Raw genomic sequence first — 26,472 nt, forward strand, 5'->3', positions numbered from 1 at the left:
TCAATCGCTCACGACCATGAAGCCCTGCTTGGAGCCGTCACAGGTGGGGCAGCTCCAGTTCGCCGGCAGTTCGGCGAAGGGCGTGCCGGGCGGGATCTGCCAGTAGTCGTCGCCCTCAGCCGGGTCGTAGACATGCCAGCAAATCCTGCATTCGAGCCGCGACATCGGGCCGATCTTGGCATTGTCGCCGCCATATGAACCGGCAAAGAAGGAGTCGTTCACCGGTAGACCTCCAGGATTTCGAGGAGCCGCTGGCGGCTGTCCGCAATATCCTCGGGCGCAGCGCGGACCACCCCCGGCAAGGCCGTGACCTCGATCGTGTTGAGGATGAGATCGTCGGTCGAATTGAAGAAGCGCACCCACCAGACGCCGCGCGTCCCCGTCGTGGTCACGCGGCAATTGCCGTAGCCACGCGACAGCACGACCACCGGCCCGTGGCCAAGCAGGCCGTCGAGGAAGGTCAAGTCCTCTTCAGTGTGCGGCAGCAGCGACAGGTTTATGGCGTGCGGCCCGACGTCGGGCCCGACGAGCGGGATGCGGCCATTGAGCTCCGAAATCAGCGGCGGCGCGTTGAAGACGCCCGTCGGATAGGTCGCCGGCGCAGCGAGCGTATTGCGGCAGCCGGCGAAGGCCCTCTCCAGCACGGCCGAGGGAAAGGCGCCGACCTCGACGAAATCGCGCACGAGCCTGCCATCCGTTCCGGTCTGGCGCACGCGCCAGATACCGGCGAGCACCGACTCCTGAGCCTTCAGGTCGTCGCCGCAGATGATCAAGACCTCGCCCTCGCCCAGCGCCTGGTCGATCAGCGCAAGATTGGCGTCGTCGAGGCCGGAAAGATCATGCACCGCGTTTTCGCAATCCGGCGAGGACCGGCCGAGGCTTTCAGCCAGCGCGGAGAGCACCGCCAAAGCAGCTTCGAGCCCGGCGACATTTTCCTTCTCCGGCAACATGGGTGACGCAGAGGTCGCCATGCCCTTCGGCATTTCCATATACTGCAAGTCGCTGCCGTCCCCTTCGCTCGGCTGTGAACCCGGCCCGATGCCGCCGAATAGCGATGCTGCCATGATGCGCCCTCCCGGCCGCTTTCGCTCACTGGAAATGATCGTGGTCGTGACGGTCGTGGGTCGCGCAGGCTTCGGGAAGCTCGAAACGCGGCGGCGCGCTCGGCCCGCGCCTCAGTTTGCCGTCGATCTCAGTGAGGTAGTCTTCCCAGTCGAGCACGCGCTTTATGGCGCCGAGATATTCGCCGTTCCTCAGGAAGACAAGCGCCGGGAAGGCGTCGAAGCGATAGCGGCTTTGCAGCTCGCGTTCGCTCTCGCGCGATACCACGGCGGGCTTGAACACGCCCTGGAAGGCCTGCACCAGCTCCGGGAGGATCACCGCCACATCGTTGCTCTCGGCGAGCCGCAACCAGTCACCGGGAAAAAACAGCGCGGTGAGGTCGTGGGCCTCGGCGAATGCGTCGATGTTCGCCTCGTCAACCACCGGGATGCGGTGGCGCTCCATCATCATGGTGAGAACGGGTGAAAACATGGACTCAGGCGTCCTCCGTGCCTTGCGGTGAAAGGGCTTGCCCCGGCCGCAAATGCTCCGGCAGTTGCGGCTCGCGGCCGACCAGGTCGGCGAAGAGGTGGTCGAGGTCGGTGTCGCCGGCGAGCGCACGCTCCGTCGCTTCGATCGCGTCGGCGATCAGGCGCGCCGTCTCGGCAGTGACAGTCTCGCGCGCGGTGTCGAGGAAGGCGAGTATCCACGTACCCGCTGGCTGGTCGCCCACCAGGGTCATATCGAGGCGCCGCGTGCCGCTGCGACCGGTGCACAGGGCAATGCCGCCGCTGCATTCAACCACCTGGAAGGGAACGCCGACACACATCAGCCCTGCCTTCCAGACGATTGCAAAAGCGCGTCGACCTCGCACTCGAAATTCGCCGGACCAGCGAAGGCACCATTCGCGAGAAGCCGCGCGTCGCCGTGACGACAGGCCTCTTCCGGTCGGGGTCGACCGCTCTCGTAGATGCCGATGCGCATTTCGCGCGAGGCGAGCGTCTCTTCTTCGGCCAGCGGTTCGGTGCGCTTGGCGATCGTCGCGCCGAGCCAGGCGAGCCACTCGATGGCGATCCCGATTGCAGGCTCGATCTGAGCCTTCACCGCGGGCCGGAGACTGCCGCCGTAGTCGTCCAGCTCGACCGGTTGCACGCCGACGAGAAGGAGATGGGCGGGATAGTCACCCATCATCTCGGCCATGGCGAGAACTTCCTGAAAGCCAGTCTGGTGGAGCGAAATCTTCTTCACACCGAGGAAGGCCGGCACCTCGCTGCCTTCGACGAGCTTCAGCGTGCCGGGCGCCAAGCCGTAGTCGACCGCGTCGAACACCACGAGGATGTCGGCCTCGCGGATATGTTGGAGGAGGTAGATGCCCTGCGTGCCGCCATCCATGGCCCGGACGTTGTCCGCCGTTTCGCAGAGCCGGTGGAACTCCTCCACCACGCGGATGCCGAAGCCCTCGTCCGCCCATAGCAGATTTCCGATGCCGAGCACGAGCACCTGTGGCGCGTCGTTCATTGGGAAGCCTCCCTTCGATCTTTTTCTTCCAGCAGCAAGAGGCGGGCCAATTGGCCGGGGGCCGGCAAATGGTTGCGAAATAGGTTGATCTCTGGATAGCGAACGACGCGTATGGAAAGCGCGATGACGATTTTCCCGCACAAACGGAAAGTATCCTTCCATTGACGGATACGGCAACGGCCGGACTGAGAACCGAAATTCCAGGCCGATGGAAAGTTTGCGTCACTCGCCCTCCCCACTCCGCCTCGCTCCGCACCTTTGCCCTGAAAGGGATAGAGGAAGGGCGCCGGGCGTTGCGGTTGGCACTTCCTCTCCCCGTCGAACGGAGGAGAGGTGTCGAGGCAAGCCGAGACGAAGTGTGGATCGAACCCGTCTTGAAGAAAAGAGCCGGGGGGGGGCGCCCCCCCCCCCGCCCCGAGCGGGCGGGGAAGAAGCACAAAGGTAAAAACAAAGGCCCCGCACCGGGCCGACACCCCCCCCCCCCCCCCCCCCGGCAGGTGAGGTCGCGAAAGTCCTAGTGGGAATCACGAGGCGCGCCGTTGCCGCGAAAGGTCCGCCAGCCGGAGAACATCGAGGAGATGATCGACTGCTTCGACATGATGTCCTCGCGCACCGCGGCATAGATATGGATGATCACGAAGCAGATGATCACCCACATGCCGAGATGGTGCCAGGTATGCACGTCCTGACTCTGACCGAGAAGTGGGATGACCCAGCTCGAGAACAGGTCGTACTGCCAGGACCCCATGCCGGCCCCCTCGCCGTAGAGCGCCAGTCCGGTCACGATCATGAAGATGGTGAACCAGACGAACAGGAAGTGCATGGCGAGCGTCGCGAGCGGGTTGTGCCCGGAATACTTCATCGGCTCGCTCACCAGCATGGCGTACCAGAGCACCTCGTGCCAGAGCTCCTTCCAGAACCGTCCGTTCCAGACAGGCGGGAGGAATATCTGCCGGGAATGCTCGTTGCCGGCGAAGACCCAGTAGATGCGGAATGCGAAGCCGACGATCAGGACATAGCCCGCAACGAAATGCAGGTAGCGTATCCAGCCGAAGAGGAAACTGGAACTCGCCTCGCCGCCAACCGCCGGCGGCGGCGAGCCGATCAGGTAGCCGGTGCCGGCAAGCATGAGGATGGCGAAGGCATTGACCCAGTGCCAGAGGCGCAGCGGCGCCTCGTAGACATAGACCCCTTCTTCGCCATGCGGAGTTTGGCTCGCGCTCATGGCCGCCCCCTAGCCGCCGAACACGAGCGTAGCGCCGGAGCCGGCAATGACCATGCCGAGCCCGGCGCGCGCCCAAGGCGACGACGCGAGCCTGAGGCCGATGCCGGTGCCGGCCAGATGCAGCGCCGCGGTCGAGAGCGTGAAGCCGGCAATATAGGCAAGTGCCGCGCCGGTCGTCTCGCTCGCATGGGCATGGCCATGGAAGAGGGCGAAGAACCCGGCAAGGCCGATGCCGAGCATGCCGGGAAGGCCGGCACCGGCGACGATCATGATGCCGAGAGCAAGCACGGATAGCGCGATCATGCCTTCGACCGCTGGCAGGCCGATGCCGGCAAAGGCCAACGCCGCACCCGTCATCATCATCGCCACGAAGGTTGCTGGCGCCACCAGGACCCGCGACGGCATGGCCACCGCCGACCAGACCCCGACCGCCGCCATGGCGAGAAGGTGGTCGAGTCCCATCAGCGGATGGGCGATGCCGGCGGCGAACCCGTCGGCATGCCCTGCGCCGACATGGGCGAGCGCCGGGCTGGCAAGGACCGCGAGCGAAGCTGCGGCGCCAAGTTTCAGGATAGCGTGTCTCATTTCGGTTCCTCCCCTAGCGCACTTTGACATTGGCAAGTTCCTGTCCGTCCGGACCCATGACATGGGTCGAACAGGCAAGGCACGGATCGAAGCTGTGGATCGTCCGCAGGATCTCGACCGGCTCCTCCGGCCGCTCCACCTTGGTCTCCATCAGCGACGCTTCGAAGGCGCCGATATTGCCGGCATGGTCGCGTGGCGAGCCGTTCCAGGTGGTCGGCACGACGCATTGGTAGTTTTCGATCCGGCCGTTCTTGATGCGTATCCAGTGGCCCAACGCCCCGCGCGGCGCTTCGGTGAAGCCGACCCCCTTGACTTCGGCGGGCCAGGACTTCGGATCCCATTTCTGGGTATTGGCCGTCGAGCTGTCTCCAGCCTTGATGGTGGCGATCAGCTTGTCCATGAAGTAGACCTGCTTGCGGGCCGCCCACTGTGCTTCCAGCGCGCGCGCAGCGGTGCGGCCGAGCGTCGAGAACAGCCCCGTCAGCGGTACGCCGAGTGCCCGCAGCGTCGAGTCGACCTGCTCCTTGATCTCCTCGTGTCCCTGGACGTAGCCGACGACATAGCGGGCGAGCGGCCCTACCTCCATCGCATGGCCGCGCCAGCGCGGCGCCTTGATCCAGGAATATTTCGCGCTCTCGTCGATTTCGCGGATGTCGGTGCGCGTGCCCTTGGCATTCGGCCCGAGCTGATAGTTCGGCTCCGTGATCCCATCCCATGGATGCAGGCCCTTCGCCTCGTCCGGGTATTTGTACCAAGAGTGGGGCACAAACTCCTGGATCTGCTCGGGATCGCGCACGTCAACGGGCAGCACCTCTTTGAGGTTGCCATCGATGATCGCGCCCTGGGGCATCATCAGGTTGGCTGCCGAATAGTCGTTGGCTTTGTCGGGGATGTCGCCATAGGCAAGAACGCTCTTGCCCGACAGCCCGCCGCCATAGAGCCAGCCCTTGTAGAGACTGCCGATCGCGATGATGTCGGGGATGTAGACGTTGTCGACGAAGGCGATGGCGCGCTCGATGACGCTGCGGACGTAGTTCAGCCGCTCCATGTTGATCGGCGCGCCGGCCGCCATCTCACCGTCGATGTTGATCGCACAAGGCACGCCCCCCACCAGCCAGTTGGGATGGATGTCCTTGCCGCCGAAGATCGTGCGCGTCGTCATGATCTCCTTCTGGAAGTCAAGCGCTTCCAGATAGTGCGTCACCGCCATCAGATTGGCCTCCGGCGGCAGCAGATAGGCCGGGTTGGTCCAGTAGCCGTTCTTGAACGGCCCAAGCTGGCCGCTCTCGACGAACTTCTTCAGCCGGTTCTGGATGTCACGGAAATAGCCCGGCGAGGACATCGGGTGGCTCGGCGAAACCGCCTGCTGCAGCTCCGACGTCGCCTTCGGGTCGGCTCTCAATGCGTTAACCGGATTGACCCAGTCGAGCGCGTGCAGGTGGTAGAAGTGGACCAGATGATCGTGCACCTGCAACGAGAGCTGCATGATGTTGCGGATCGAATTGGCGTTCTCCGGGATTATGATGCCCAGTGCGTCCTCGACCGCACGCACCGAGGTGAGCGCGTGCGTGCCGGTGCACACGCCGCAGATGCGCTGGGTGAAGGCCCAGGCGTCGCGCGGGTCGCGGCCCTTGAGGATGACCTCGAGCCCGCGCCACATGGTGCCGGTCGAGACCGCGTTGCGGATGATGTTGTTCTCGTCGATGTTCACCTCGCAGCGCATATGGCCTTCGATCCGCGTGACCGGATCGACGACCACGCGCTGGCCGGAGGTGTCGAGATTGAAGCCGTTCGGCGTCTGGATGACCATCACTTGTTCCCTCCCTTTTCGCGCATCCGCTTGACCACGCTCGCCGCCGCATGCGCGGCCGCGGCGGCGCCGATGACGGTCGCGGCCGTCGTGCCGATCCTGTCGGCATCGGCCTCGATGCCGAAGCCGTGGACGCGGGTCAGGCGGCTGTAGAAATCGCCCTTGTCCCAGAAGCCGTCCTCGGAGCAGCCGATGCAGGGATGGCCGGCCTGGATCGGGAAGGAGAGGCCGCCGTTCCAGCCCACCGTCGAGCAGGCGTTGTAAGTGGTCGGTCCCTTGCAGCCGACCTTGTAGAGGCAATAGCCCTTGCGCGCGCCCTCGTCATCGAAGGACTCGACGAACTGGCCGGCGTCGAAATGCGGGCGCCGATAGCATTTGTCGTGGATGCGCTGGCTGTAGAACATCTTCGGCCGGCCCTGCCGGTCGAGCTCTGGGAATTTTTCAAAAGTCAGGATGTAGGTGATGACGGCCGTCATCACTTCTGGGATCGGCGGGCAGCCGGGAACCTTGATGATCGGCTTGTCCGGCAGGCCCGGAACCTTATGGACGGGCGTGGCCCGCGTCGGGTTCGGCCGCGCGGCCTGCACGCAGCCCCAGGAGGCGCAGGAGCCCCAGGAGATGATCGCCTTGGCGTCGGAGGCGGCATGGTTGAGCTGGTCGACGAAGGGCTTGCCGCCGATGATGCAGAACATGCCGTCCTCGTTGAGCGGCGCATTGCCTTCGACCGCGAGGATGTAGTTGCCCTTGTACTGTTCGACGACCTCGTCGACGATCGCCTCGGCCTGATGGCCGGCGGCCGCCATGAGCGTGTCGTCATAATCGAGTGAAAGCATCGACAGCACGACGTCCTTGGCGAGCGGGTGCGCCGAGCGGATGAAGCTTTCGGAGCAGCAAGTGCATTCAAGCCCGTGCAGCCACAGCACCGGAATGCGCGGCTTGGACTCCATCGCGTAAGCTATTTTCGGCGCAAAGGCCGGTCCAAGGCCGAGGGAAGCCGCCGTCAGGCTGCAGAATTTCAGGAAACTTCGGCGGGTGATCCCCTGTCGGCGCATGACCTCGTAGAATGTTTGTTGCATCAGGCCTTCCTCCACAGGCGGCGGCGTCTCCTGGTGCCGCGGACATGCGAAGGCGGAGCAAGTCCGATGCCAGAGTTAAAAAGCCGAATAAATTCAAAACTCAGATGCTCTTCGAGGCGTTGACTTGTTCCGGTCGCCGGCAAAGGAGTGGAAACCGGGCTGGCAGATTTCGAACAAAGTTTCCGTGATGCGGCGAGACGAGCGAAGAGGCCTGGCGGCGGGTGCCGACGGGATTTCGGCGGGCCTCGACCGACCTCGCCCAGAGCCACGCGCGGCTTGTCAGGACGGCCGAGCAGATCGCGCTTGGCCTGCGCGGCTACCGCAGACTGGGAATCGCGAGATTTGCACCATCTACTCGTCGCCGCTTGCGTTGAAACCGCTGTTGTCGGGTTTGTCGCATCCGCGACACGGTGATGTTCGGCCGCGCGCCGCCGCACTCGCAGCTAAGCCGTTGAATAAAATGCAGACTGGTTTTTCTGAGGCTGCACGTGCCGCGGTCGTGACCGGTCTTTCATTGCGTGAGGCCGAACGTGCGATTGCAGCTCCTGCCGCCGCGCAAAGAGAGGTTCAAGATTTGTGCCAACTGCGCTTGGCCGGCAGGTGGCATAGAGCGGTGCCTGAGAATGAAAGTGCCGCCGCCCAGCCTTCATAGCCGTTCCTCCTTTGTGGCGTGACGGCTCGAAAGTCGCCATCGCGTCAGATGTTCATCAGGGTTCGGCATAGCCGGGGCTCGTCGGCGACAGTCATGGCAGCGACTTCGCTTCTGGAGCCGCTCATCCGGCCGATAAGAACACATGCGCGTCCTAAGCCGTAATTGATCCGCCGGAGCTGACCAAAGCCACCTTGCTCTGGGTTGCGGCAATGGCGATTGCAGGCGAGAAGCCGAGAAGAACCGATGCGGCGAGGAGTCCTGAGGCCATCCGTCCACGAGACGTCACCAGGGAACGAAGTATTGCGTTCCGCGTTACACTACCGTATATACGTCCGCAGCACAGGAGCGCGCCATGGCCACCACAGCCACCAGGAAGGAAACACCCGTCTCGATGCGGTTTCGCGACGATGATCTCATCATCATCGACCGCGGCGCGGAGCTGCTCGGCCTGTCGCGCACGGAGTTCATGCGGCGCGCCGCGCTGCACGAGGCGCAGGCGGCCATCCTCAACGAAACCGTCATCCGCGTGTCCCCGGAAGCTTATGACGCCTTCATGCAGGCGATCTCAGCCCCCGCCGCTGCGCCCCCGCCGAAGGCGGCCGAGCGGCTGCGTCGGTCCCCGCCCTGGGACCGTTAGGTGGCGCTTTCAGGCATCGAACTCCTCGACGACGCGCACCGCCTCGACAGCTTCGATTGCGGCAAGCCGGCGCTCAATGCTTGGCTGGCCGGCTTCGCGCGAACGAACCAGGTCCGCGGCTTTACCCGCGTTCTGGTCGTTCACGATGAGGGAACAGTCGTCGGCTATTACGGCCTCGCGCCGGGCGTGATCCAGCCAAACAGCGCACCGCGCGCCATCCGCACCGGACGGCCGCCCGATCCGATCCCCTGCCTGTTGATTGCACAACTCGCCGTCGACCATCGCTATGCCGGACAAGGCATCGGCAGCGGCCTGGTCAAGGACGCGCTGCATCGCTGCGTCGCCGGCGCCGACATCGTCGGCGGCCGCGCAGTGGTGGTGCGGGCGATCGACGCCGAGGCCGAGCGCTACTGGCAGAGCTGGGGCTTCATTCCCGCGCGGGACAATCCGTCGGTGCTCATGCGCTCGATCCAGGACGTGGGCCTCTGGCTGGCCGACAAAGGCCACTAGCTCCACGCGCGTAGCGCCTCCGGCAGCGGCAGCGTCCGGGCGCGCCGGCCTGCAGCCGGATGACGATCCCTCACGCAGGGCCAGAGGGAGACGGCAGTCAGAGCGAGGAAGCTAGCAATAATCTGGGCGACTGGGCTGCCTACCAGGTCCCGTCTCGTGAAGGCGCTACGGATACTGGATCCAGCCGCCAAAGACCGCGAGATGGCGCGGCGCGCGGACTTTGGGATGATAGTCTGGGACGGCGCATCGCCCGGCACGGCCGTCAACGTGCTTCAGCTCGCCAATCGCGAACAAGCCGTGCGTCATTTGCGATCTGGCCAGGGGCAGCATGGCGACTACGTACAATGTGGGAGACTGGTGCGCCATGCTCCGCGATGCCGGTCCAGACATTCGGCGGGCCAAGCGAAGCCCGCATGGCGCCGGACGAGCGCCTGGCGTTGCCGGGATGATGTACGCGCGGTCCCGGCGGGTTTGACCCGATAGGCTTGATCCGGCCCCGCCCCCAACTCCACTTGTATGAACGGCCGGGGCCGGCCCTTTTCGAAACCGGCCCACCGCCGCGTGACGTTGTGCAGGATGATCGTCTTGACCCGTCTCGCATCTGAAGCGGGTGCAAGCCTGCCGAACATCCCGGCTGCTTGGTCATCCAACCTGGCTGCGAGGCATCGCCACCGTGGGGTGGCGTTCGCTGCCAGTCGGCTCCGATCTCGAAACCGCTGTGCCGCCATACCGAACACGCAACTCGGTTTAAGCGCCAGGCTGCTGTTCGAGGTATTGACGACGCAGGCGACATGACCGGAAAGGCTGGCGGGGTAAGCAGCTTCCATCGATCCGGCGGCATTGCGGATGTGGCTGGCGATGGCGGCCTGAGTTCTTGTCCATCTGCCGCATAGCGGGTGGTCAGGTGCTGGTCGCGTTTCCGGCGAGCCGAAGCATTTGTCTCTCAAGGTCACCCCTTGGAAATCCAGCACCAGCGGCTTGTCGGGACAAGATAGATGCTATTGGGATTTGGCCGCCGCAGCCGCGAGCATCGCTTCTCCCATCCCATTGACGCCTCGGGCATTCAGCATTTCACCAGCGTTCTGAATGTCGCGCACCTCTTTGTTCTGGCTGAGTTTTGATTTACCAACCAGGCCGGTGATCTCGATTTCCAGGGCGACGATCGCCTTAACCATCGTGTCAATGAAGTCCTTCGGCGCGTCGCCCATCTTCCACGGGGCAGGCTGCGAGGCTTCATGCATGTGAGTGAGCTTCGCCACGTTACGGCGCACATAGCGCTCATCATCCCGGACAGTGATGCGTCCGTGGGCGTGGACGACGAGATAGTTCCACGTCGGCACCTGCTTATGGAATTCATGCTTGCTTGGATACCAGTTCGGCGAGATGTAAGCGTCGGCCGCACGGAAGATAACGAGGACTTCATCGCCATTGGCAACTTCCTCCCAGACTCGATTTTTGCGTGCAACATGGCAATTGAGGAGGCCTTTGTCTCCCTTCGAGCGGTCAAGCTCGAAGGGAATGTGGTTCGCGTCGAGTGTGCCTTTGCTGTGGGTGACCAGGATACCGAGCGGATGTCTCTCGATTAGGTCAAACAGGGTGTTCTGATCGGGGACGGCAAAATGGGGCGGAACGTACAACGGTGGATCTCCTGTCGCGAATGGGCGGTCGTTAGCGAGCGGCGGTGTCTTGCGGAACGGGCCCGGGCATCTTTGTTGCCGGCGAAGAGGGCCCCGGATCTCGCTGTCCACCACGCTCAAGAACTGCCATCGAGAAGTGGGCAGGCAGATCAGATGCCGCCGCGTAGGAGTGCGGTTGGTCAGTGACAAGCCGCACACTCTCGCCTTGGCTCAAAATTACTGCGTGGGTACCCACCACGACACTTAGGGACCCCTGAGTCACCGAGATCAGCTCGCGCGTATCCGGACTATGAGCATCTGAGGAAAACACGTCGCCCGGCATAATGGCCCAGCTCCACAGTTCGAACATCGTTCGTCCCGAGATCGATGAATGAAGTTGTGCAAAGCTTCCTTTAGCGCTTGTCCAAAGCGTCCTCGTCTCTGTCCGCTCAATAGGAAGGCGAACTGTGGAAGGATGGTCATTCAACAAATCGGCCACCGAAAGCGAAAACGCCGCCGCCAGTCGGCAAAGTATGCCGATGCTGGGGTTCGCCTTGCCTTGCTCCAGCGTGACGACGGTTCCCTTGGATAAGCCGCTCAGTTTTGCCAGTCGATCCAGGGTCAGGTTTTGGTCGCGCCTCAATTGTCGGATCCGAACCGCTATCGCTTGGCCAAGCACCCGCTCGGGGTCCAACGCTGTCGTAACATCGGTCATTATATTGACTTAGTGCCTCGGCTCACTTATACGGTCAATATAATGACCGGCCTGAAATCGTGCAACTGCCCCGTTAGCGAGGAAATGACCGATGCGTTTTGAAACGAAGGCGATCCATTGCGGCCGAGCTGTCGACGCTTCCACGGGAGCGGTGTCCCTGCCGCTGCACACCAGCACGACGTTCCAACGTAGCGTCGACGGCTCGTTTCCTTCCGGATTCGAATACACCCGGGATGGAAATCCGACACGCAACGCGTTCGAAATGGCCATGGCCGCGCTCGAGGGCGGAGAAGATGGCATTGCCTTCGCGTCGGGCATGGCTGCAATCGCTGCAGTCTTTGAGAGCCATCCGTCGACGGGTCGGATCGTTCTGCCGGATGACATGTATTTCGGCATTCGTTCGCTGATTGACGAGACCGACATTGGGTCTCGCTTCGACTTTGCGGCCGTCGACATGCGCGATCTGGATGCCGTGCGCGCCGCGGTCACGTCGAAGCGGACTGGCCTCGTCTGGGTCGAGACGCCGTCAAACCCGATGATCCGCGTTGTCGACATTTCGGCCATCTGCAAGATCGCGCACGAGGCTGGCGCCTTGGCCGTAGTGGACAACACGTGGGCAACTCCAGTGCTTCAACGGCCCCTCGAAGTTGGGGCGGACGCGGTCGTGCACTCGGCGACAAAGTACATCGGCGGCCACTCGGACTTGATGGCGGGCGTCGTCATTGTCCCGCACTCGTCACCCCTCGGTCGCCCACTGCGGATGGTCCAGAGACACAAGGGCAGCGTCGCAGCGCCATTCGACTGTTGGCTGGCATTGCGGGGCCTGCAGACATTGTCGGTACGCATGCGCGCGCATTGCGAAGGCGCCCAGAAGGTTGCTGAGGCTTTGGCGTCTCATCCGCGTGTCGAAAAAGTACTTTTTCCTGGCCTGCAAACTGATCCGGGACACGATCTCGCTAAGCGGCAAATGAGCCATTACGGAGCGATGCTATCCTTTATCGTCAAAGGCGGAGCCGATGCTGCGATGGCCGTGGCCGGCCGCCTCGAGGTTATTGCCAGGGCGACAAGCCTTGGCGGGACGCACTCTCTGATTGAGCATCGCGCATCCGTCGAGGGTGCCAAGTCCAAGGCGCCAGGCGGATTACTGCGAATGTCAGTGGGACTTGAGCATCCTCAGGACATTATCGATGATCTGATGCAGGCCCTAGGCGGAACCTTCAAAGCGGCAGCCGAATGACGCGGGTGCAAGAACTCTGGCAGCGCTTTACGTGGCGGCTGGCGCAGCAATGCGGCCTGCTACGGTTGGGCGCCTAGATCAGGCAAAGCATCTTCGACGATGCTTAGATTTCGATCGAAAATCTCGGTGTCGGATGCGTTGGCGCGGAGAGACCGCACCTTGTTCAGGATCGCCGCAACCGCCGCTTCAGGCCTGGCGATGCGGCTCGACCTTTTCGAGGAAACCGCCGGTCTGCATCAGCTCGGCGATCTTCTTGTGCGCGACTAAACGGTCGAGACCGTCGAGCTCGCCCCAGACCGCCTAGCGCTCCGGCGTCACCTCCAGCCCGGCGAGAAAGTCCTCATTGTCCTTGAGGCTCACCGCCGCATTGACGGTGAGGATATTGACCGCCGGCAGCCGGTGGCGCTTGCCGGCCTCGAAATCATTGAAGTCATGCGCCGGCGTGATCTTGACCGCACCGCTGCCTTTTTCGGGATCGGAATACTCGTCCGCCACCACCGGGATCCTGCGGCCGACGATCGGCAGGATGAGGTTCTTGCCGACGAGATGCCGGAAACGCTCGTCGTCGGGGTGGACTGCGACAGCCGTATCGCCCAGCATCGTCTCCGGCCGGGTCGTCGCAACGGTGATGAAGGTCTTCGGATTTTCCGGATCGAAGGTCATGCCTTCGACCGGATAGCGGAAGTGCCAGAGGTTGCCGTTGACTTCCTGCTGCTCGACCTCGAGATCCGAGATGGCGGTCAACAGCTTCGGGTCCAAGTTCACAAGGCGCTTGTCCTTGTAGATCAGCCCTTCCTTGTAGAGCGTCACGAACACTTCGAGCACGGCCTTGGACAGGCCCTCCTCCATGGTGAAGCGCTCCCGGCTCCAGTCGGCCGAGGCCCCGAGCCGCTTCAGCTGGTTGAGGATGGCGCCGCCGGATTCTGCCTTCCATTCCCACACCTTGTCGATGAACTCATCGCGCGTCAGGTCGCGGCGGTGGATCTGATTTTGCATCAGCTGGCGCTCGACCACCATCTGCGTGGCGATGCCGGCATGGTCCATGCCTGGTTGCCAAAGAACGTTCTTGCCGCGCATGCGCTCGAAGCGCACCAGAATGTCCTGCAGCGTGTTGTTGAGCGCGTGGCCCATATGCAGCGAGCCGGTGACATTCGGCGGCGGGATGACGATAGTGAAGGCTTCAGCCCCCTCCTCGGCCCCGGCACCGGCCCGAAACGTCTTTTCAAGCGTATTATGTTTTTTGTGCATAGACCAACGAGTTGAACGGCGGCCCCATAAATCGCCGATGTGATAGGTCGGGCAAAGGCGTCCACCAGCTCGTACTTGTCAGGACGATGCCACCCTTGATCTTGCACCCGCCTCCGATACCAGCGATGCGCTGCGTCATATGCTCATGCCTGTCAGGATGGGATGGGCGCTGCTAGCACCGTGGCAGTTTGACGACCCGGCCATCGGGGCGGTAGCACCGTCCAAGACCAAGAGTCGCAGGGCAGACCGCACCCCATCGGGCTGCGCGACCCAGACCAGCTGACGCCCAACTGGCACACTCATCGCGCATCAGCACCGTGGATGCGACATCTACTTTGTTTACTTTGTTGCGAGCGCGATATCGGAACTTGGTTGTGACGCAGCTGTGCGTAAGCGCACCGCTGTCAGCAAGTGAGTGAGCGAAAGAACTACGTGGTGGAGGTGAGAAGTCATGCGGCGTCAAGATTCCCCGCCCTTTGCGGCAAACACACTGATCCCTCTTCAGAATCCGGTCTTTCGTTCGATCTGGACAGCCACGCAGATATCCAGCCTTGGCTGGCTGGTGCAGAGCGTGGCTATAAGCTGGCTTATGGCAACGATTTCAGCCTCCGATCTGATGGTTGCGCTCGTGCAGGCTGCATCGACACTGCCCGCCTTCTTCTTGTCGATCCTTGCTGGAGCGATTGCAGACAGCTTCAGCCGCCGCGGCGTGATGCTTGCCGGACATTGCCTGATCGCATTGGCATCCACGGCGCTGGCTCTCTCTGTTGGACTGGGCTTTGTCAGTCCATGGCTGATCTTGGGACTGAGTTTCTTGGCGGGATGCGGCTTTGCCTTGAATGATCCAGCCTGGCACGCCTCGGTCGGCGACATCCTGGAAAAAAAGCGCGACATACCCGCTGCAGTGACGCTGATGTCGGTGGGGTACAACGTGGTTCGGAGCATAGGACCGGCGCTGGGCGGTGTAATTTTGGCTTTGCTGGGCCCCCTTACGGCTTTCGCCTTCGCTGCGCTGACCGACCTGGTCCCATTGAGCGCTGTCCTGCGCTCCAAGTGGCAAGTTCGTTCTTCGCCTCTTCCGCGCGAGCGGATGACGACGGCCATTCATGATGGCATGCGCTTCACGGCAATCTCCTCGGAGATCAGAGTGGCGATCGTGCGTGCAACCCTGTTCGGGCTGTCAAGCATCTCGATCCTTGCTCTGCTCCCCCTCCTGGTTCGCGACCAACTGGCGGGGGGGCCAATTGTTTACGGCGTCCTGTTGGCCGGCTTCGGCACAGGCGCCTTCATCGCGGGCATTGGCAATAGCTACTTGAGACGCATCACGTCCCAAAATCGATTGATCACGCTCGCGTCCGTTGCTTGCGCAACGTGTTGCCTTTTACTGGCTCTCACATCATCGGTGGCTGTAGCAGCGATCGCGCTTGCAATCGCTGGCGCCGGCTGGGTTGTCACCTGGACCGGAACCGACGTGTGTGTGCAGTTGGCAAGCCCAAGGTGGGTCGTTGGTCGCACCCTGTCGATCTATTACGCCCTGACCTACGGCGGCATGGCAGCGGGCAGCTGGATCTGGGGTGCTGTCGCGCAGTACTATTCCCTGACGTGGGCTTTGGAAGGTGCTGCAGCGGCGCTGTTGCTGGTTGCAGCTGTGGGAAAGCTATTGCCGGTACGGCTATGGGAGGAATCGGATCAAGGGGCCTTCGACTTCAGGCCACCAGAACTGGCCCTCGATTTGAAGCCCAGGAGCGGCCCGATCGTGATCAAGGTGGAGTACTCGATCCCCGAGGAGAATATCGAGGAATTTCTGAGCTGCATGCGCGAAAGGCGGCGCGTTCAGAGCCGTGCCGGTGCGCGGGACTGGACCCTCCAGCGCGATCTTCAGAACTCGACTCTTTGGACCGAGACATTCCGCACGCCGACATGGACGGACTATCTTCGTCTAAACCATCGGCTAACGGTGACTGACAGGGAGGTAGGCGAGCGCCTTGCCGCTCTGCGGGTCGGTGATTCTCCTCCTCGTCTCTCACTTTCGATCGAGCGGTCGACAAGCCCCGCCCCCGGCAGCCAAGTCCAGCCTGTGCCCTTTGTATCGCGCCCGTAAGGAAACCAGTAACTTTTCTGGGCTCGGACACGGGAATGGCCGAGACCTACTCCTTCTCTCGTCGGGTCAGCCCGGATTGCCATACCTTGCGGCCGGTTAGGCGAGCATGAGGATTTGTGTGGCACGTATGTCCACCACGGGCCCATGTCCAGCCCCACCGCCTCTGCCATCAGATCGGCTTGGGGACGGGTTCAGGTCGCCTGTCCCCGTGCATCGCGGCGAGCAGCGGGGAGCAAGGGGGGCGGAGGGGTCTCGCCGGGCACGGAGTGAAGCGGGCAGACGGAGGAATCCGCCACCTGCGGCGCGACAATGAAGCTGCGAGCGTTGCCTCAATCAAGATGAGAATGCTGGCGGGTTGGAACGCAGGGAGGGCGTAGCCCGACTGGAGTTTCAACCCGCCAGCGCCGCCGCCTTTTCGGGCTTCAGCGCGCGCGTGGATTTTCTGCATTTAGCTGCAGCGAAGGTCCCGGTGGTGCGGTGGAAGCGCACCCGGGGCATCTTGGACTTATTATCCAGGACTGCTGCATTGCCACAGCAATGGTCACAACCTGCTAGGGTCCGGACCCATAAAGGGTTCCACTGACGGTGGTTTTATGATTCACGGTCTCCAAAGGGAGGCCACCGATGAATCGCGATTATTTCTGGCTGACCGAGGAGCAGTTTTCGCGGCTGCAGGCGCTGCTGCCAACCGACACGCGCGGCAAGCGCTGGCGGTCCTCCGGCTGAGGTCCTGATCGACTCTTCGGCCGTGAAGGCGCATCGCTGCGCTTCTGCCGGCAAAGGGGGGAGCAAAATCAGGCGATTGGCCGGTCGCGCGGTGGGCGAACCACGAAGATCCACGCCCTGACCGATGGCCTGTGCCGCCCGATCGCTTTCCTCTTGACCGGTGGCCAGGTCGCCGATTGCAGCGCCGGAGATTTGCTTCTGGAGCAGATGCCCGAGAGCCCGATCCTGCACGCCGACAAGGGCTATGACACCAATGCCATTCGCCACAAGGTCGAGGCTAAAGGGGCGATGCCGAACATTCCGTCGAAAGCCAACCGGCGCTGGAAGAACTGCTTCTCCCCTTCCTCTACCGTGATCGCAACGCCATGAGCGCATGTTTGGACGGCTCAAGGATTTCCGCCGCATTGCCACCAGCTACGATCGATCGGCCACTAACTTCCTCGCTGCCGTCTGCCTCGCCGCTACGGTCGGTTACTGGCTGTGACAGTTGTCCTCGACAAACAGAAGCGAACTTGCGCCCTGAAGCAGGGTGATCGCTTCAGAAACGGTGCGAAGGAGTATGTCACTCGCCGGCTCGATGTCGTGGATGAGGCCGGCGGCCTCACCAATCATGATCGCGGCTATCGTGGGATCGCCGCTTGCCCACGCTTCGCGGTAGGCAGCGGACTGCGCGTCAATGTCGGCGAGGAGATGGGCCTCATTGCCGTGCCAGGCTTCCGTAAAAGCATTCTTCCGAACGCGCAGTGAAAACCGCGATGGCCAATCCAGGCGGCGCGCTAGGTCCATCACCGAGGTTCGAACCGTGTCGTCTCCGGTCGCCGCAAGGGCAGCCTGGTGCAGATTTGGATGAACGAGAGCCTCCAACGAGGCCCAGAAACGTGATCCCATCACGACGCCATCAGCGCCAAGCATCAGCGCCGCTGCAAGCCCACGACCATCGGCGATGCCACCGGCCGCGCAGATGAGCGTGTCCGGCGCCCGTCGCCGTACCAAGTTCGCGACCTCCGGAACAAATGTGAATGTCGCTCGCTTCTCACCGTGACCGCCGGCTTCCGCGCCTTGGGCGACGACGATGTCGGCTCCGACATCAAGAGCGCGGCGCGCGTCGTCGAGGCTCTGGACCTGGCAGATCAAGGGGACCCCGGCGGCCCGTATCGCCGGCGAAAAAGGCGCCGGGTCGCCAAAGGATAGGAAAATCGCACTTGGTCGCCGCTCCAGGGCCTTATCGAGTAGGCGCGGGTTCCTGGCGAGTGACCAAGTTATGAAGCCGCAGCCGACAGGTCGGTTGCCAGATCGCTCGAACTCTCGCGTCAGCCAATCAGCGTCGCCATAGCCGCCGCCGATAAGCCCAAGCCCTCCGGCTGAACTGACCGCACCTGCGAGTTCCCCGCCCGATGCGAATGCCATCGGCGCGCTGATGATCGGATGCTGCAGTTCAAGCCGATCAGTGAGACGGGTTACGATGCGCATCATCACTCCAACAGATTGCCTTGAGTATCGCAGGTTCGGTTGATTCTATCGAGCCCCGCTCAGCGCCCCGCGATTAACGGCAACCAGAGCCCCCAGTCGACCAACGGTTATGAGTCCGGACCTTAGTACTACAGTTGCGGATGCCGATGCCGTTTGTAGTGACAGATGATGGCCGCAGCCTGATGTCGTCGTCGCCATAGCGACCAGGCGATAATGAAGGGCTTTTGTGTCGGTGGGAAGATGAGGCGGCGAGGAGATAGCGGATCTCGGGGACGCTCGGGACGAGCGCAGCCATCCGGATCAGGCGGCGATTGGCTCCTTTGGACTCGTTTCGTTCGGTTTGCTCCATGCGCTGCGGCGAAGATCAGCCGATAGCTTCGAGAGGAATGCCAGGGCGGCCATGCACAGGCTCATGTGGCGATGCCATCCGTGCCAGGACCGAGCCTCGCAATGATCAAGTCCGAGATCATCCTTGGCGCGCTCAAAGCACTCCTCGATCGCCCAGCGCAGGCCGGCCACTGCCGCCAATTCGGCCAAGGAGGAACCGGGCGGGGCGAAGACCAGGTAGTAGGCTTTTTCTCCGGATGTCGATCGCTTGCGGCGGACGAGAAGCCAATGCTCGAAGCCGCCTTTTGACGTCCAAGGGCGGCGGATGCGTGCCCAGTCGTAGAGCCGAGGGCCTTTGGCGCCTTCACCTGCCGCATGACAGGCCCAGTCGTCGGGCTCGAACTCGCTGGCCAGTTCCTCGGGCGAGGTTTCCTCAAACAGACGATCCCCTCCCCGGCGCATGAAGTGAGCGCCTCGAACCGCCAAGACATAGGGCTGCTCGCGAGCTTCCAGCATCCGGCGAAGGCTGCTGTCCGCCCCGTAGACAGCGTCGCCCAGAACGTAAGCGCACGGGACGCCGGCATCGAGCGCCGCCTCGACCATGGCGCGCGCCATCTTTGGCTTGGTCGCAAACTCGACCATCTCCGGGATCGACGCTCTGGCACATCGCGCCCGATCCCTTGTCCAGCTCTCCGGCAGATAAAGGCGACGATCGACCAGCGCTTGGCCGTAGCGGCTCGCGTAAGCCAAGAACACGCCGACCTGGCTGTTCTCGATCCGCCCCGCCGTTCCCGAGTACTGACGCGCGACACCGGCGGAACGATCGCCCTTCTTCACAAATCCCGTCTCGTCGACGATCAGGACGCCATCCTCAGCGACTGCATCCGATAGGGCCGCTCCGCTCCGGATTGCTCAGCCATCAGCCAGCCTGTCTTGCGCTCAATGCCGGAAAGAAGGCCGTCAAGGAAATCTGCGCCCGTTTCCCGCAACTCACGACGAGGAAGCACCCGCCCAACCCGTGCCTTCAGCGCTGTGAGCGGCCAACAAGCATCCGGCCCGTGGGGCCGACTCGTCTCCCGGTCGTGTGAGCAGAAGAACATCGCGAAGTGCGGCTTCATCCTCGACGCCGCGAGCCTGCTCGCCGTACCGCGGCCGCCGAAAGCCCTAGGCGCTGTCACCAGGCGCCAGCCCACCTCTCTAGCTGGCGGACCATCGCATCGAGCGCGCCGATGGCCGCACCTGCAGTGATTGCAATGTCCTCAATGCGCCGCAACTGTTTGGGTCGGCGGCAGCCCTGCGCAACCAGGCCGGCACCGCCGTCGTCGGCGCGGCTTCCGTGGCACCGGGAAGAGTGCCGTGGTGGCGCAGGAGGGTTTTGGCTCAGAATCATGGAACACGATGAATCATCGCGGCGCTTTTTGTAGAGCGAACGATAAGTCTTGCACGACCAGCCATTTATCCCTCGCGAGATCAATGCCGCGGGCAATTAGCAGGCGAACTCCGTCCGGACTGAGTACCTGTTTCAAGGCGGGCAAAAGAAGTTGTGTAGTCATGTCACGAAATGCTTGGTCCGCTTCTCTGCCGGCCGATGGTCCATGAAATCCCCTCCCCACCCATGACACCAGACACCTCCTTGCCAATAGACCGATCAAGCACTGGCCTCCATGGTACCAGCGTGAACTCGCGCGCCTTCTCGACTATGACGTACTTGCCGCTGGCAAGGTCGATCGAGCGGCGCAATCGACCCTCTATTCGATCACCAGGCTGCGCTTCGGAATACGAGAGTCCGAGTTCGTCAGACAGTTGACCGGCAACACGGTTCAGCTCACGTTGACGCAGCATCGAAAGCATGTTGGCGCGATAGACGATCCGGTCCTGCTCTTCCCGAGCAAGACCTTGCGCAATCAGCCACTGCCGTCGGCGGCCTTGCGCCTCTCGGACATCGCGGCCGAAACCAGAGCTGTGCAAGGCCTCCGGTGTGTCGGAAACCAGCTCTCGATCGAGCCAGGTGGCGCCGTCGAACCTGACTTGTCTCTCCAGCGGCATCGATGAGAGCTTGTGAACCGTGACAGGCTCGGCCCTCGCTCGCTTACGCTCGTAGTCAGACACACGGTCGAGATGATCCGGTGCGACGATCCAGGTGCCGTCCGGCTCGCGCTCGACACGACCGGTCGCCCGGCGGATCGCCTCCAGTCGCCGCACGTGCGTTTCGGCAAAGCGTTCGGTGGCCGACGGGTCATGCTTGAGATGGATATCGATGCTGTAGCGCGCGTCATTGGCCGTGGCGATCTCGGCAATTGTGCGGTCGACTTGCCTTGGCCCGGTGTCCCTCGGCGTGACCCGCACTATGCAGCCCTCTGGCGTCGGTTGGGTGGCCTCGCCTTTGCCGATATCAACATAGTGGCTTTTGCCGTCCACGCCGTCGACGACGAGGTAATGGCGGTCAGTGATTTCGTCGGCCAGGCCGCGCGCAACGATGCGGCCAACGACAGGCTGCATCTGCTCTGCAGATCGACCATGGACAACATAGTCGGCGGCACTGCGGGCGAGCCCCTTGCCGGTCAGTTCGCGGTGCATGGTCTTGATGATGTCGCCCCGCTCGCCGATGCGGCGCAGCGTCGCTTCAAGCTCGCCATCAAGGCGCCAGCGGCCCGAGCCGACTTCCTCAGCCAGACCCATCCGCTCGAGCTTGCGCAGGCGGCCCTGGTGCAGCGTCTGGCGAAACGTGTCTCGGCTGGCCGGTGAGACATGCCCCTCATGGTCGCGCATGCGGAGCAGCTGCCGATCGATGCTGGTGAAGCGTTCCCGCTCCATTTCCTGGCGCAGGCGTTGCTCGATCTCGCGGTCCGTTCTCGGGCCAAGGTCGAGGCTGACCAGCTCGGCCGCCTGTTCACGGATTCCAGACGAGATGTAGTCTCGCGCGATGACAAGATTTTCGCCGCGGTCGTCCTTGCCGCGGACGATAATATGGGTATGCGGATGACCAGTGTTGAAATGATCGACAGCGACCCAGTCGAGCTTGGTGCCGAGGTCTCCTTCCATCTGCGCCATGAGGCGCCGCGTGAGCGGCTTGAGGTCGTCATACTCGATGCCGTCTTCAGGTGCGACGATGAAGCGGAACTGATGCCGGTCGCCATCGGCACGATCGATGAACGCCTTGCCATCGACGCGGTCGCTGTCGGCGCTATAGAGCTCGCCAGGCTCGCCTTCCCGGGTGACGCCGTCGCGCTGGAGGTAGCGAAGGTGTGCACGTGCCCCGTCAACACCCTTGCCGGCCAGCTTGACGATACGCGCCTTGACGACGGCGCGCCGCTGCCGAAACGCCGCGTGGCGATCGCGCGCTCTGAGAACGGCGGCAGCAGCCCCGCCGCGCCCCGCCCGGCTTCCGATGAAGCGGCCACGGCGACCGCTGCCGCCGCCGGCTCGGTTGATCGCGGCGCGAATCTGGCCGGCGAAACGCTTGCCTGCCTTCGAGCCGCGCGATCCGATTTTGCCCAGGCTCGGCTTGAACTCTTCATCCTGCATTGAGCCTCCTAGTAATCTTTAACAAAATCACATGTTTGTCGGCAGCAGCTCTCCTGACGCTGAAGGCAGCCTCCGTGAAAAACGATGTGCAGACAAAGACTTCGCCGGCTCCAGGAGGCGATGCCTTTATCTTGCCTTCAGCGGACCTGCATCCCTGCCCCGCCCGACCCACGGTACCCCTGCCCTCACCTGCGATCCGGCCGGCCTGACCTTGCTCGCTCCGATCCGAGCGGCACCACAATTTGGCCATTCGGATCGGTCGCGGAAACACCGTTTCGCAGGAAAAACAGCGACTGCCCGGACGGGATTTCCGGCGCTTTTCCGGAACGGGATTTGCCGGTGAACGCGTCCATGTCGGCGGCCGAGATCCCCGCCGCCTTGAGCTCTTCCAGATACGAAACCGTCTCGCTGGGCAGCGGTCGCCCACGCTGCAAATGCTGTTCGTAGCGGTCCGGCCCAGCGTTATAGGCGGCAAACAGGCCGGGAAAGCCGAAGCGGTCATACATGGCGCGCAGATAGGCAGTGCCTGCCAGAATGTTGTCGCGAGGGTCGTGCGGATCGGCCCCCAGGCCAAGCTCTGCGCGCATCTCCTCGTAGGTGCCGGGCATCACCTGCATGAGGCCAATGGCGCCGGCGTGTGAGGCGATCGGCCGTCCGTCCAGCATTGTCTGCCCCCGGCTTTCGGCATCCATGACGGCATAAATCCAGGGCTGTGGAATGCTGAAACGCCGGCTTGCTTCGGCTACCAAGGGCTGCCATCTTGCCAGCTGCGGACCACGGGAGATGGCGGCCGGCTGAGCGTCGGTCGCGGCGGAACATGCGCATGGCGCTATCGCGACCATGCCCAGCATCAGGAGGGTTACTCGGTCCATAGCGGCACCAGCCTCCCGACAATATTTTCGGCCGGCACCGGCCCGAAATAGCGGCTGTCGAAGGAGCGGTTTCTATCGTTGCCGAGCAGGAAAACCTCGGCGGCGGCGAGCTTGCGGCAGGCATTCCACCAAGGCAGCGGACGGTGCTGCGTGTCGGTTGCCAGCCGGCGCGCGACAATTTCGCCGCCGATGATGATGGCGTCGCCGAAGGCGCAGACATGCTCGCCAGGCAGCGCGGCACGGCGCTTGACCAGCGGCACGTTGCTGGGCAGATAGAAGCGTTCGGCGGCGAGATCGGCGACCGGTTTTGGCGGGCGGACGAGCACGAGATCGCCACGAGCCGGCGATCCGGACGCGACGCGATAAAGGCCGACCGGCGCACTGGCCGAGGCGTTCCAGACCAGCCAGGGCGATGGGTTGTCGAAAGCGGCGAAGCCGATCAGGCTGAGGCCTATACTGGCCACGGCGATCGTCTTGCGCGCCCGAATGCGTTGCAGATGGCTGCCGATCAAACGGATAGTGGGACGCCGGCTCATGAGCGGCCTCCCTCACCGGCCGAGCCGGAATCGTGCCCGCCATCCTCGGGCCTGGTCTCCTGCGCGCGCCCCTTCGACCAGTCGTCGAGCTCGTCGATGTGATAGCGGACATAGCGGCCGTGCTTGCGGAATTGCGGGCCACCGCCTTTGAGCCGCATCTTCTCCAGCGTGCGCTGGGACAGCCCGATATAGAAGGCGGCCTGCGCGGTGTTGAGAAACGGACTGCCCTTCTTCGCGCGGGCCGCGCGTTCGTTTTCGTCGTCCATGATGGTCCTCGTTTCGTTACGGACAAGCGAAGGCGAGGATCGGCGAGCGAGATCGTTTCGGGGACGGGCGAAGAGTGGGGGGCGAGTTTTCGCCGCCCCCTCCCGAAAGAGCCCCGCGCCGGTTGCGGCGCGGGGCTCGAGGCTGGCGGTTCAGTCGACCGGGTTCCAGATGATGGCGTATGTGTCGTCGTCATCCTGGCCGGCGGCGCGGCCGAGATTGGCGTAGAGCTTGCGCGGACCGAACTCCGGGGCGGCAATCGACAGGCTCACATAGTCCTTGCCGGAGGTCTCGCCGGTGCGGATCCAGCCGGCCCCTACTTCGACCCCTTGCGTCAGCACCCGAAAGTCGGGATGGGTGTCGGCGCTCTTTGCCTGATTGGGCACGATGTCGATGTCGGCGCAGACGCTGAGCGTCTTGAGCTGGCCCTTGTAGCCGCCGTTTTCCTGTTTGTTGACGTATCCGATCGCGGTCATTTTTAGTCTCCTTTTGGTGCTCGCCGGGGACCATTCCCCTGCGATGGCGGACCGTGATGGGCGCGTCCGGACCGCCGGAACCGGGACGGCCGCAGCGATAGCGGAGGACCCGAGCGGACAGCTTTTTTGAAGCGAAGCGGCGCGAGGAAGCCGCCGCAGGCGGCGGGGAAAAAAGCTGCTGGCGAGGGTTTCGGGCGGGCCGGATCCGCCCATAGGTCGTCAAGCCAGCCGCAGGGGAATGGTCCCTGAGACACATGGAGACAGGTGGCGCGATCGGCGGCACAACGAGCAGGCGGCATAACAGGGCGCCGGCTGCGCGGGCTCTGTCGGCAACCCGATCGGACAATTGGCCCCATGCGCCTGGGCGCCTCGGCAAGCAACCCGGCGCGGTGCAGGGCTGCCCAAATGGGGGCGAGTTGGCGTCGGGATTTCTCGCGCGCGGCACTGGCTCGACAAGACGACCAATCGGCAGCCGGCGCGGCCCGGGGCGGCGCGCGCGACCTGAGCGGCGGCACTCGAGAGAACCGCCGCTCGGGCCCTGATCGACTATTCGCGCGCGAACAGCGGCTGCACTTGTGCCCACTGATCGGCGGTGCGGAAACCGCCGCGGCTGGTGTAGCTTTCGGCCGGGAATTTCATCCAGCGCGGCAGCCAGGTCTCGACCTTCTGGCGGCCATTCTCGCCCGCCAGGAAGTCGCGGATGATCTTCTTTTGCGTCTTGACCTTCTCGGCGACATTGCCGTCCGCGACCAGCTTGCCGCCGACCCCGGCCAGCATCGAATTGGCGATTTTCCTTATCGCGCAAGAGGTCGAAGAAGGCATCGTCCGGTTGCCACCATGTGCCCATATCGACGTTCAGATGGTTGCCGAGCGCCTCGATGACGGCGCTGCCGGCTGCAAGCTTCTCGGCCATGACAAGGGTGAGAACGCGCATGACATCGTCGTCGCACAGCGCCAAGAGGCGCGCGAAGACGCCGGCGATAGCAAAGGCGTCGCCATTGCCGCCGGCGACCACGCCATCCTCATCCGGTGATCCGAGCAGGGCCAACACTTCGCGCCGCTTTTTGCCGAATGCGGCTTCAGCCTTGCAGCCGGCAAGGCTGGCAGTCACCGTCTCGTTGGCTCCTCGCTGCGGTTCACGGCGCACCTGCCCAGGCCGGAACCGGTGATGGCGTGCGCCACCACGAGGCGCAGCGCCACGGCGGGATGGTCGAGCATGGCCGCGCGCACGCCAGCATGGCGATGCAGATCGACATAGTTCTGCATCGGGCCGGTGAGTTCGGGGCGCGGCGGCTTGGCGGCTGTTTCTTCTTGCTCGCCGCCCTCGCGGGCGCGGCGCGCTTCCTTGCGTGACAGCCAGCCCTCGTGACACTCAACCTCGCCGCGATGCGAGACAGTGATGACGACCTTGCCGCCCTTCTTCTTCGGGGTCTTCTCGTGGTCCGATGCGTGGAAATATTGGCCCGGCTCCAGCAGCACCACCTCGCTCCAGCCGTCGTTAAGATAGGTGTCGCGTCTGGCGGCAATCGCTTCGTTCTGCTTTTGCCAGAACAGGTCGGCATCGGCGAAATAGCTGTCCTCGCCGAACAGGTCCGAGGTGATCAGGCCGGGATATTCGTCGATGGCAAACAGCGCCACCTTGGTGGAAATCGACTGGCCGCCGAACAGCCATTGCTTCAATTGAAAGCCACGCGGCGCGTATTGATCGGGATCGGCACAGAGTGCCAGCCAGTCCTTCTGCTGCGCCTTGGACGCCATGGTGAGATGGCGCACCGTCTCGGCGTCGATCTCCTCGCGCCGATAGGCTTCGCGGATTTTGGGCAAGAGGTAGCCAAGCGCCAGAATGCGTTTGACCTTCAGGTCAGTGATGCCGAAGGTCGCAGCGATGTCCGGAACGGTGCGGCCTTGCCTGACGAGCCGCGAAAACGTCTCCCATTGCGATACTTCGTCAGGATCGAGGCGGGCGAGGTTTTCGATCAGCGAGGCTTCCAGCGCATCGGCGTCGTCACCGTCCTCCATGATGGCGCAGGGCAAGGGATCGCCTTCGCCGCGCTCGTCGGCAAGCGATTTGGCGGCGAAATAGCGCCGCCTGCCGGCGACGATCTCGAAGGTTTCCGGCTGGCCATTGGGCCGCACAAGGAGAGGCACCAGCACGCCGCGCGCACGCACGGATGGCAGGATGTCGGATATGTCGGGCGCGCGTTTTCCACGGCGCATGTTGAGCGCGGAAATGTTGAGCTGATCCAAGGGGATGTGGGCAAGCTGCATGGTTACTCTCCTTCGCTTTGGTTAAGGTTGTCCCCGC

The 26,472-nt window shown here is 63.3% G+C and carries 24 protein-coding genes and 3 pseudogenes; 6 read left to right on the forward strand and 21 right to left on the reverse strand.

Annotated elements, in window-relative coordinates; translation table 11 throughout:
* The 9 genes from NKJ32_RS23475 to NKJ32_RS23515 all read right to left on the reverse strand — a co-directional run bounded on the left by NKJ32_RS23475 (nucleotide 1) and on the right by NKJ32_RS23515 (nucleotide 7,255).
* Nucleotides 1-222: a rubredoxin gene (locus NKJ32_RS23475; RefSeq protein WP_023679107.1), complete on the reverse strand. Its 222-nt coding sequence runs from the start codon at nucleotides 220-222 to the stop codon at nucleotides 1-3.
* On the reverse strand, nucleotides 219-1,064 hold the full coding sequence (locus NKJ32_RS23480; RefSeq protein WP_023679108.1) for a hydrogenase expression/formation protein: 846 nt from the start codon (nucleotides 1,062-1,064) through the stop codon (nucleotides 219-221). The genes NKJ32_RS23475 and NKJ32_RS23480 overlap by 4 nt, the downstream gene beginning before the upstream one ends.
* Nucleotides 1,065-1,089: 25 nt before the next feature.
* On the reverse strand, nucleotides 1,090-1,533 hold the full coding sequence (locus tag NKJ32_RS23485; protein WP_023679109.1) for a thioredoxin domain-containing protein: 444 nt from the start codon (nucleotides 1,531-1,533) through the stop codon (nucleotides 1,090-1,092).
* 4 nt (nucleotides 1,534-1,537) lie between these two features.
* Nucleotides 1,538-1,870, reverse strand: a complete 333-nt coding sequence (locus tag NKJ32_RS23490) for a HypC/HybG/HupF family hydrogenase formation chaperone (RefSeq protein WP_023679110.1) — start codon at nucleotides 1,868-1,870, stop codon at nucleotides 1,538-1,540.
* Nucleotides 1,870-2,559, reverse strand: coding sequence for a HyaD/HybD family hydrogenase maturation endopeptidase (locus NKJ32_RS23495; RefSeq protein ID WP_352642965.1), 690 nt, complete (start codon nucleotides 2,557-2,559; stop codon nucleotides 1,870-1,872). The genes NKJ32_RS23490 and NKJ32_RS23495 overlap by 1 nt, the downstream gene beginning before the upstream one ends.
* A 514-nt stretch (nucleotides 2,560-3,073) precedes the next feature.
* On the reverse strand, nucleotides 3,074-3,784 hold the full coding sequence (cybH, locus tag NKJ32_RS23500; protein ID WP_352579874.1) for a Ni/Fe-hydrogenase, b-type cytochrome subunit: 711 nt from the start codon (nucleotides 3,782-3,784) through the stop codon (nucleotides 3,074-3,076).
* A gap of 9 nt (nucleotides 3,785-3,793) precedes the next feature.
* Complete coding sequence (locus NKJ32_RS23505) at nucleotides 3,794-4,369, reverse strand: HupE/UreJ family protein (RefSeq protein ID WP_352643352.1); 576 nt, start codon at nucleotides 4,367-4,369, stop codon at nucleotides 3,794-3,796.
* Nucleotides 4,370-4,382: 13 nt separating this feature from the next.
* Entirely contained in the window at nucleotides 4,383-6,179 is a 1,797-nt protein-coding gene (locus tag NKJ32_RS23510) for a nickel-dependent hydrogenase large subunit (protein ID WP_023679114.1), read from the reverse strand.
* Nucleotides 6,179-7,255 (reverse strand): hydrogenase small subunit, encoded by a 1,077-nt coding sequence (locus NKJ32_RS23515; protein ID WP_352643350.1) that lies wholly within the window; start codon nucleotides 7,253-7,255, stop codon nucleotides 6,179-6,181. Before NKJ32_RS23515 ends, NKJ32_RS23510 begins: the two co-directional genes overlap by 1 nt.
* Before the next feature lie 1,004 nt (nucleotides 7,256-8,259).
* Here NKJ32_RS23515 and NKJ32_RS23520 point away from each other — a divergent pair.
* A complete protein-coding gene (locus tag NKJ32_RS23520; protein WP_352829033.1) occupies nucleotides 8,260-8,544 on the forward strand; it encodes a type II toxin-antitoxin system TacA family antitoxin in 285 nt (94 codons plus the stop codon).
* Complete coding sequence (locus tag NKJ32_RS23525; RefSeq protein WP_352643348.1) at nucleotides 8,545-9,054, forward strand: GNAT family N-acetyltransferase; 510 nt, start codon at nucleotides 8,545-8,547, stop codon at nucleotides 9,052-9,054. It begins immediately after the preceding gene.
* Between the two features lie 998 nt (nucleotides 9,055-10,052).
* On the opposite strand, the gene NKJ32_RS23530 is transcribed toward NKJ32_RS23525, so the two are convergent.
* Nucleotides 10,053-10,691: an FMN-binding negative transcriptional regulator gene (locus NKJ32_RS23530; RefSeq protein WP_352643346.1), complete on the reverse strand. Its 639-nt coding sequence runs from the start codon at nucleotides 10,689-10,691 to the stop codon at nucleotides 10,053-10,055.
* Nucleotides 10,692-10,722: 31 nt separating this feature from the next.
* Nucleotides 10,723-11,385 carry a helix-turn-helix domain-containing protein gene (locus NKJ32_RS23535; protein ID WP_352625521.1) on the reverse strand — a complete coding sequence of 221 codons (663 nt, stop codon included), beginning with the start codon at nucleotides 11,383-11,385 and terminating at the stop codon, nucleotides 10,723-10,725.
* A 91-nt stretch (nucleotides 11,386-11,476) separates the two neighbouring features.
* Here NKJ32_RS23535 and NKJ32_RS23540 point away from each other — a divergent pair, with 91 nt between their 5' ends.
* Nucleotides 11,477-12,622 (forward strand): trans-sulfuration enzyme family protein, encoded by a 1,146-nt coding sequence (locus NKJ32_RS23540; RefSeq protein WP_352625523.1) that lies wholly within the window; start codon nucleotides 11,477-11,479, stop codon nucleotides 12,620-12,622.
* A 189-nt stretch (nucleotides 12,623-12,811) separates the two neighbouring features.
* Here NKJ32_RS23540 and NKJ32_RS23545 read toward each other — a convergent pair.
* A pseudogene (locus NKJ32_RS23545) lies at nucleotides 12,812-13,870 on the reverse strand (class I tRNA ligase family protein); the annotation flags it as partial.
* A gap of 451 nt (nucleotides 13,871-14,321) precedes the next feature.
* On the opposite strand from NKJ32_RS23545, the gene NKJ32_RS23550 reads away from it, so the two are divergent.
* Both NKJ32_RS23550 and NKJ32_RS23555 read left to right on the forward strand, forming a co-directional pair.
* On the forward strand, nucleotides 14,322-15,971 hold the full coding sequence (locus tag NKJ32_RS23550; RefSeq protein ID WP_352829035.1) for an MFS transporter: 1,650 nt from the start codon (nucleotides 14,322-14,324) through the stop codon (nucleotides 15,969-15,971).
* 700 nt (nucleotides 15,972-16,671) lie between these two features.
* Nucleotides 16,672-17,181 (forward strand): annotated as a pseudogene (locus tag NKJ32_RS23555) (IS5 family transposase); the annotation flags it as partial.
* Here the strand turns inward: NKJ32_RS23555 and NKJ32_RS23560 are convergent.
* The 8 genes and pseudogenes from NKJ32_RS23560 to NKJ32_RS23600 all read right to left on the reverse strand — a co-directional run bounded on the left by NKJ32_RS23560 (nucleotide 17,169) and on the right by NKJ32_RS23600 (nucleotide 24,944).
* A complete protein-coding gene (locus NKJ32_RS23560) occupies nucleotides 17,169-18,167 on the reverse strand; it encodes an NAD(P)H-dependent flavin oxidoreductase (protein ID WP_352643492.1) in 999 nt (332 codons plus the stop codon). The pseudogene NKJ32_RS23555 and the gene NKJ32_RS23560 sit on opposite strands and share 13 nt — an antisense overlap.
* Before the next feature lie 300 nt (nucleotides 18,168-18,467).
* A pseudogene (locus NKJ32_RS23565) lies at nucleotides 18,468-19,594 on the reverse strand (IS701 family transposase).
* Between the two features lie 454 nt (nucleotides 19,595-20,048).
* The gene (rlxS, locus tag NKJ32_RS23575) at nucleotides 20,049-22,019 is read right to left on the reverse strand and encodes a relaxase/mobilization nuclease RlxS (RefSeq protein ID WP_352829037.1); all 1,971 of its coding nucleotides are present in this window, start codon (nucleotides 22,017-22,019) and stop codon (nucleotides 20,049-20,051) included.
* Nucleotides 22,020-22,204: 185 nt separating this feature from the next.
* Complete coding sequence (locus NKJ32_RS23580; protein ID WP_352624434.1) at nucleotides 22,205-22,891, reverse strand: lytic transglycosylase domain-containing protein; 687 nt, start codon at nucleotides 22,889-22,891, stop codon at nucleotides 22,205-22,207.
* A complete protein-coding gene (locus NKJ32_RS23585) occupies nucleotides 22,879-23,427 on the reverse strand; it encodes a S26 family signal peptidase (RefSeq protein ID WP_352829038.1) in 549 nt (182 codons plus the stop codon). Before NKJ32_RS23585 ends, NKJ32_RS23580 begins: the two co-directional genes overlap by 13 nt.
* Nucleotides 23,424-23,693, reverse strand: coding sequence for a helix-turn-helix transcriptional regulator (locus tag NKJ32_RS23590; RefSeq protein WP_023800971.1), 270 nt, complete (start codon nucleotides 23,691-23,693; stop codon nucleotides 23,424-23,426). The genes NKJ32_RS23585 and NKJ32_RS23590 overlap by 4 nt, the downstream gene beginning before the upstream one ends.
* A 150-nt stretch (nucleotides 23,694-23,843) precedes the next feature.
* Nucleotides 23,844-24,167, reverse strand: coding sequence for a DUF736 domain-containing protein (locus NKJ32_RS23595; protein WP_352829040.1), 324 nt, complete (start codon nucleotides 24,165-24,167; stop codon nucleotides 23,844-23,846).
* 546 nt (nucleotides 24,168-24,713) lie between these two features.
* A complete protein-coding gene (locus NKJ32_RS23600) occupies nucleotides 24,714-24,944 on the reverse strand; it encodes a hypothetical protein (protein ID WP_352829041.1) in 231 nt (76 codons plus the stop codon).
* A 4-nt stretch (nucleotides 24,945-24,948) separates the two neighbouring features.
* On the opposite strand from NKJ32_RS23600, the gene NKJ32_RS23605 reads away from it, so the two are divergent.
* Nucleotides 24,949-25,200, forward strand: a complete 252-nt coding sequence (locus tag NKJ32_RS23605; RefSeq protein WP_352642238.1) for a hypothetical protein — start codon at nucleotides 24,949-24,951, stop codon at nucleotides 25,198-25,200.
* Between the two features lie 74 nt (nucleotides 25,201-25,274).
* Here NKJ32_RS23605 and NKJ32_RS23610 read toward each other — a convergent pair whose 3' ends face one another.
* Nucleotides 25,275-26,435: a ParB/RepB/Spo0J family partition protein gene (locus tag NKJ32_RS23610; protein WP_352829042.1), complete on the reverse strand. Its 1,161-nt coding sequence runs from the start codon at nucleotides 26,433-26,435 to the stop codon at nucleotides 25,275-25,277.
* Nucleotides 26,436-26,472 lie beyond the last annotated feature (37 nt).

Origin of the sequence: Mesorhizobium sp. M0159 (assembly GCF_040322295.1) — a bacterium.
In the GTDB taxonomy this organism is placed as follows: Bacteria; Pseudomonadota; Alphaproteobacteria; order Rhizobiales; family Rhizobiaceae; genus Mesorhizobium.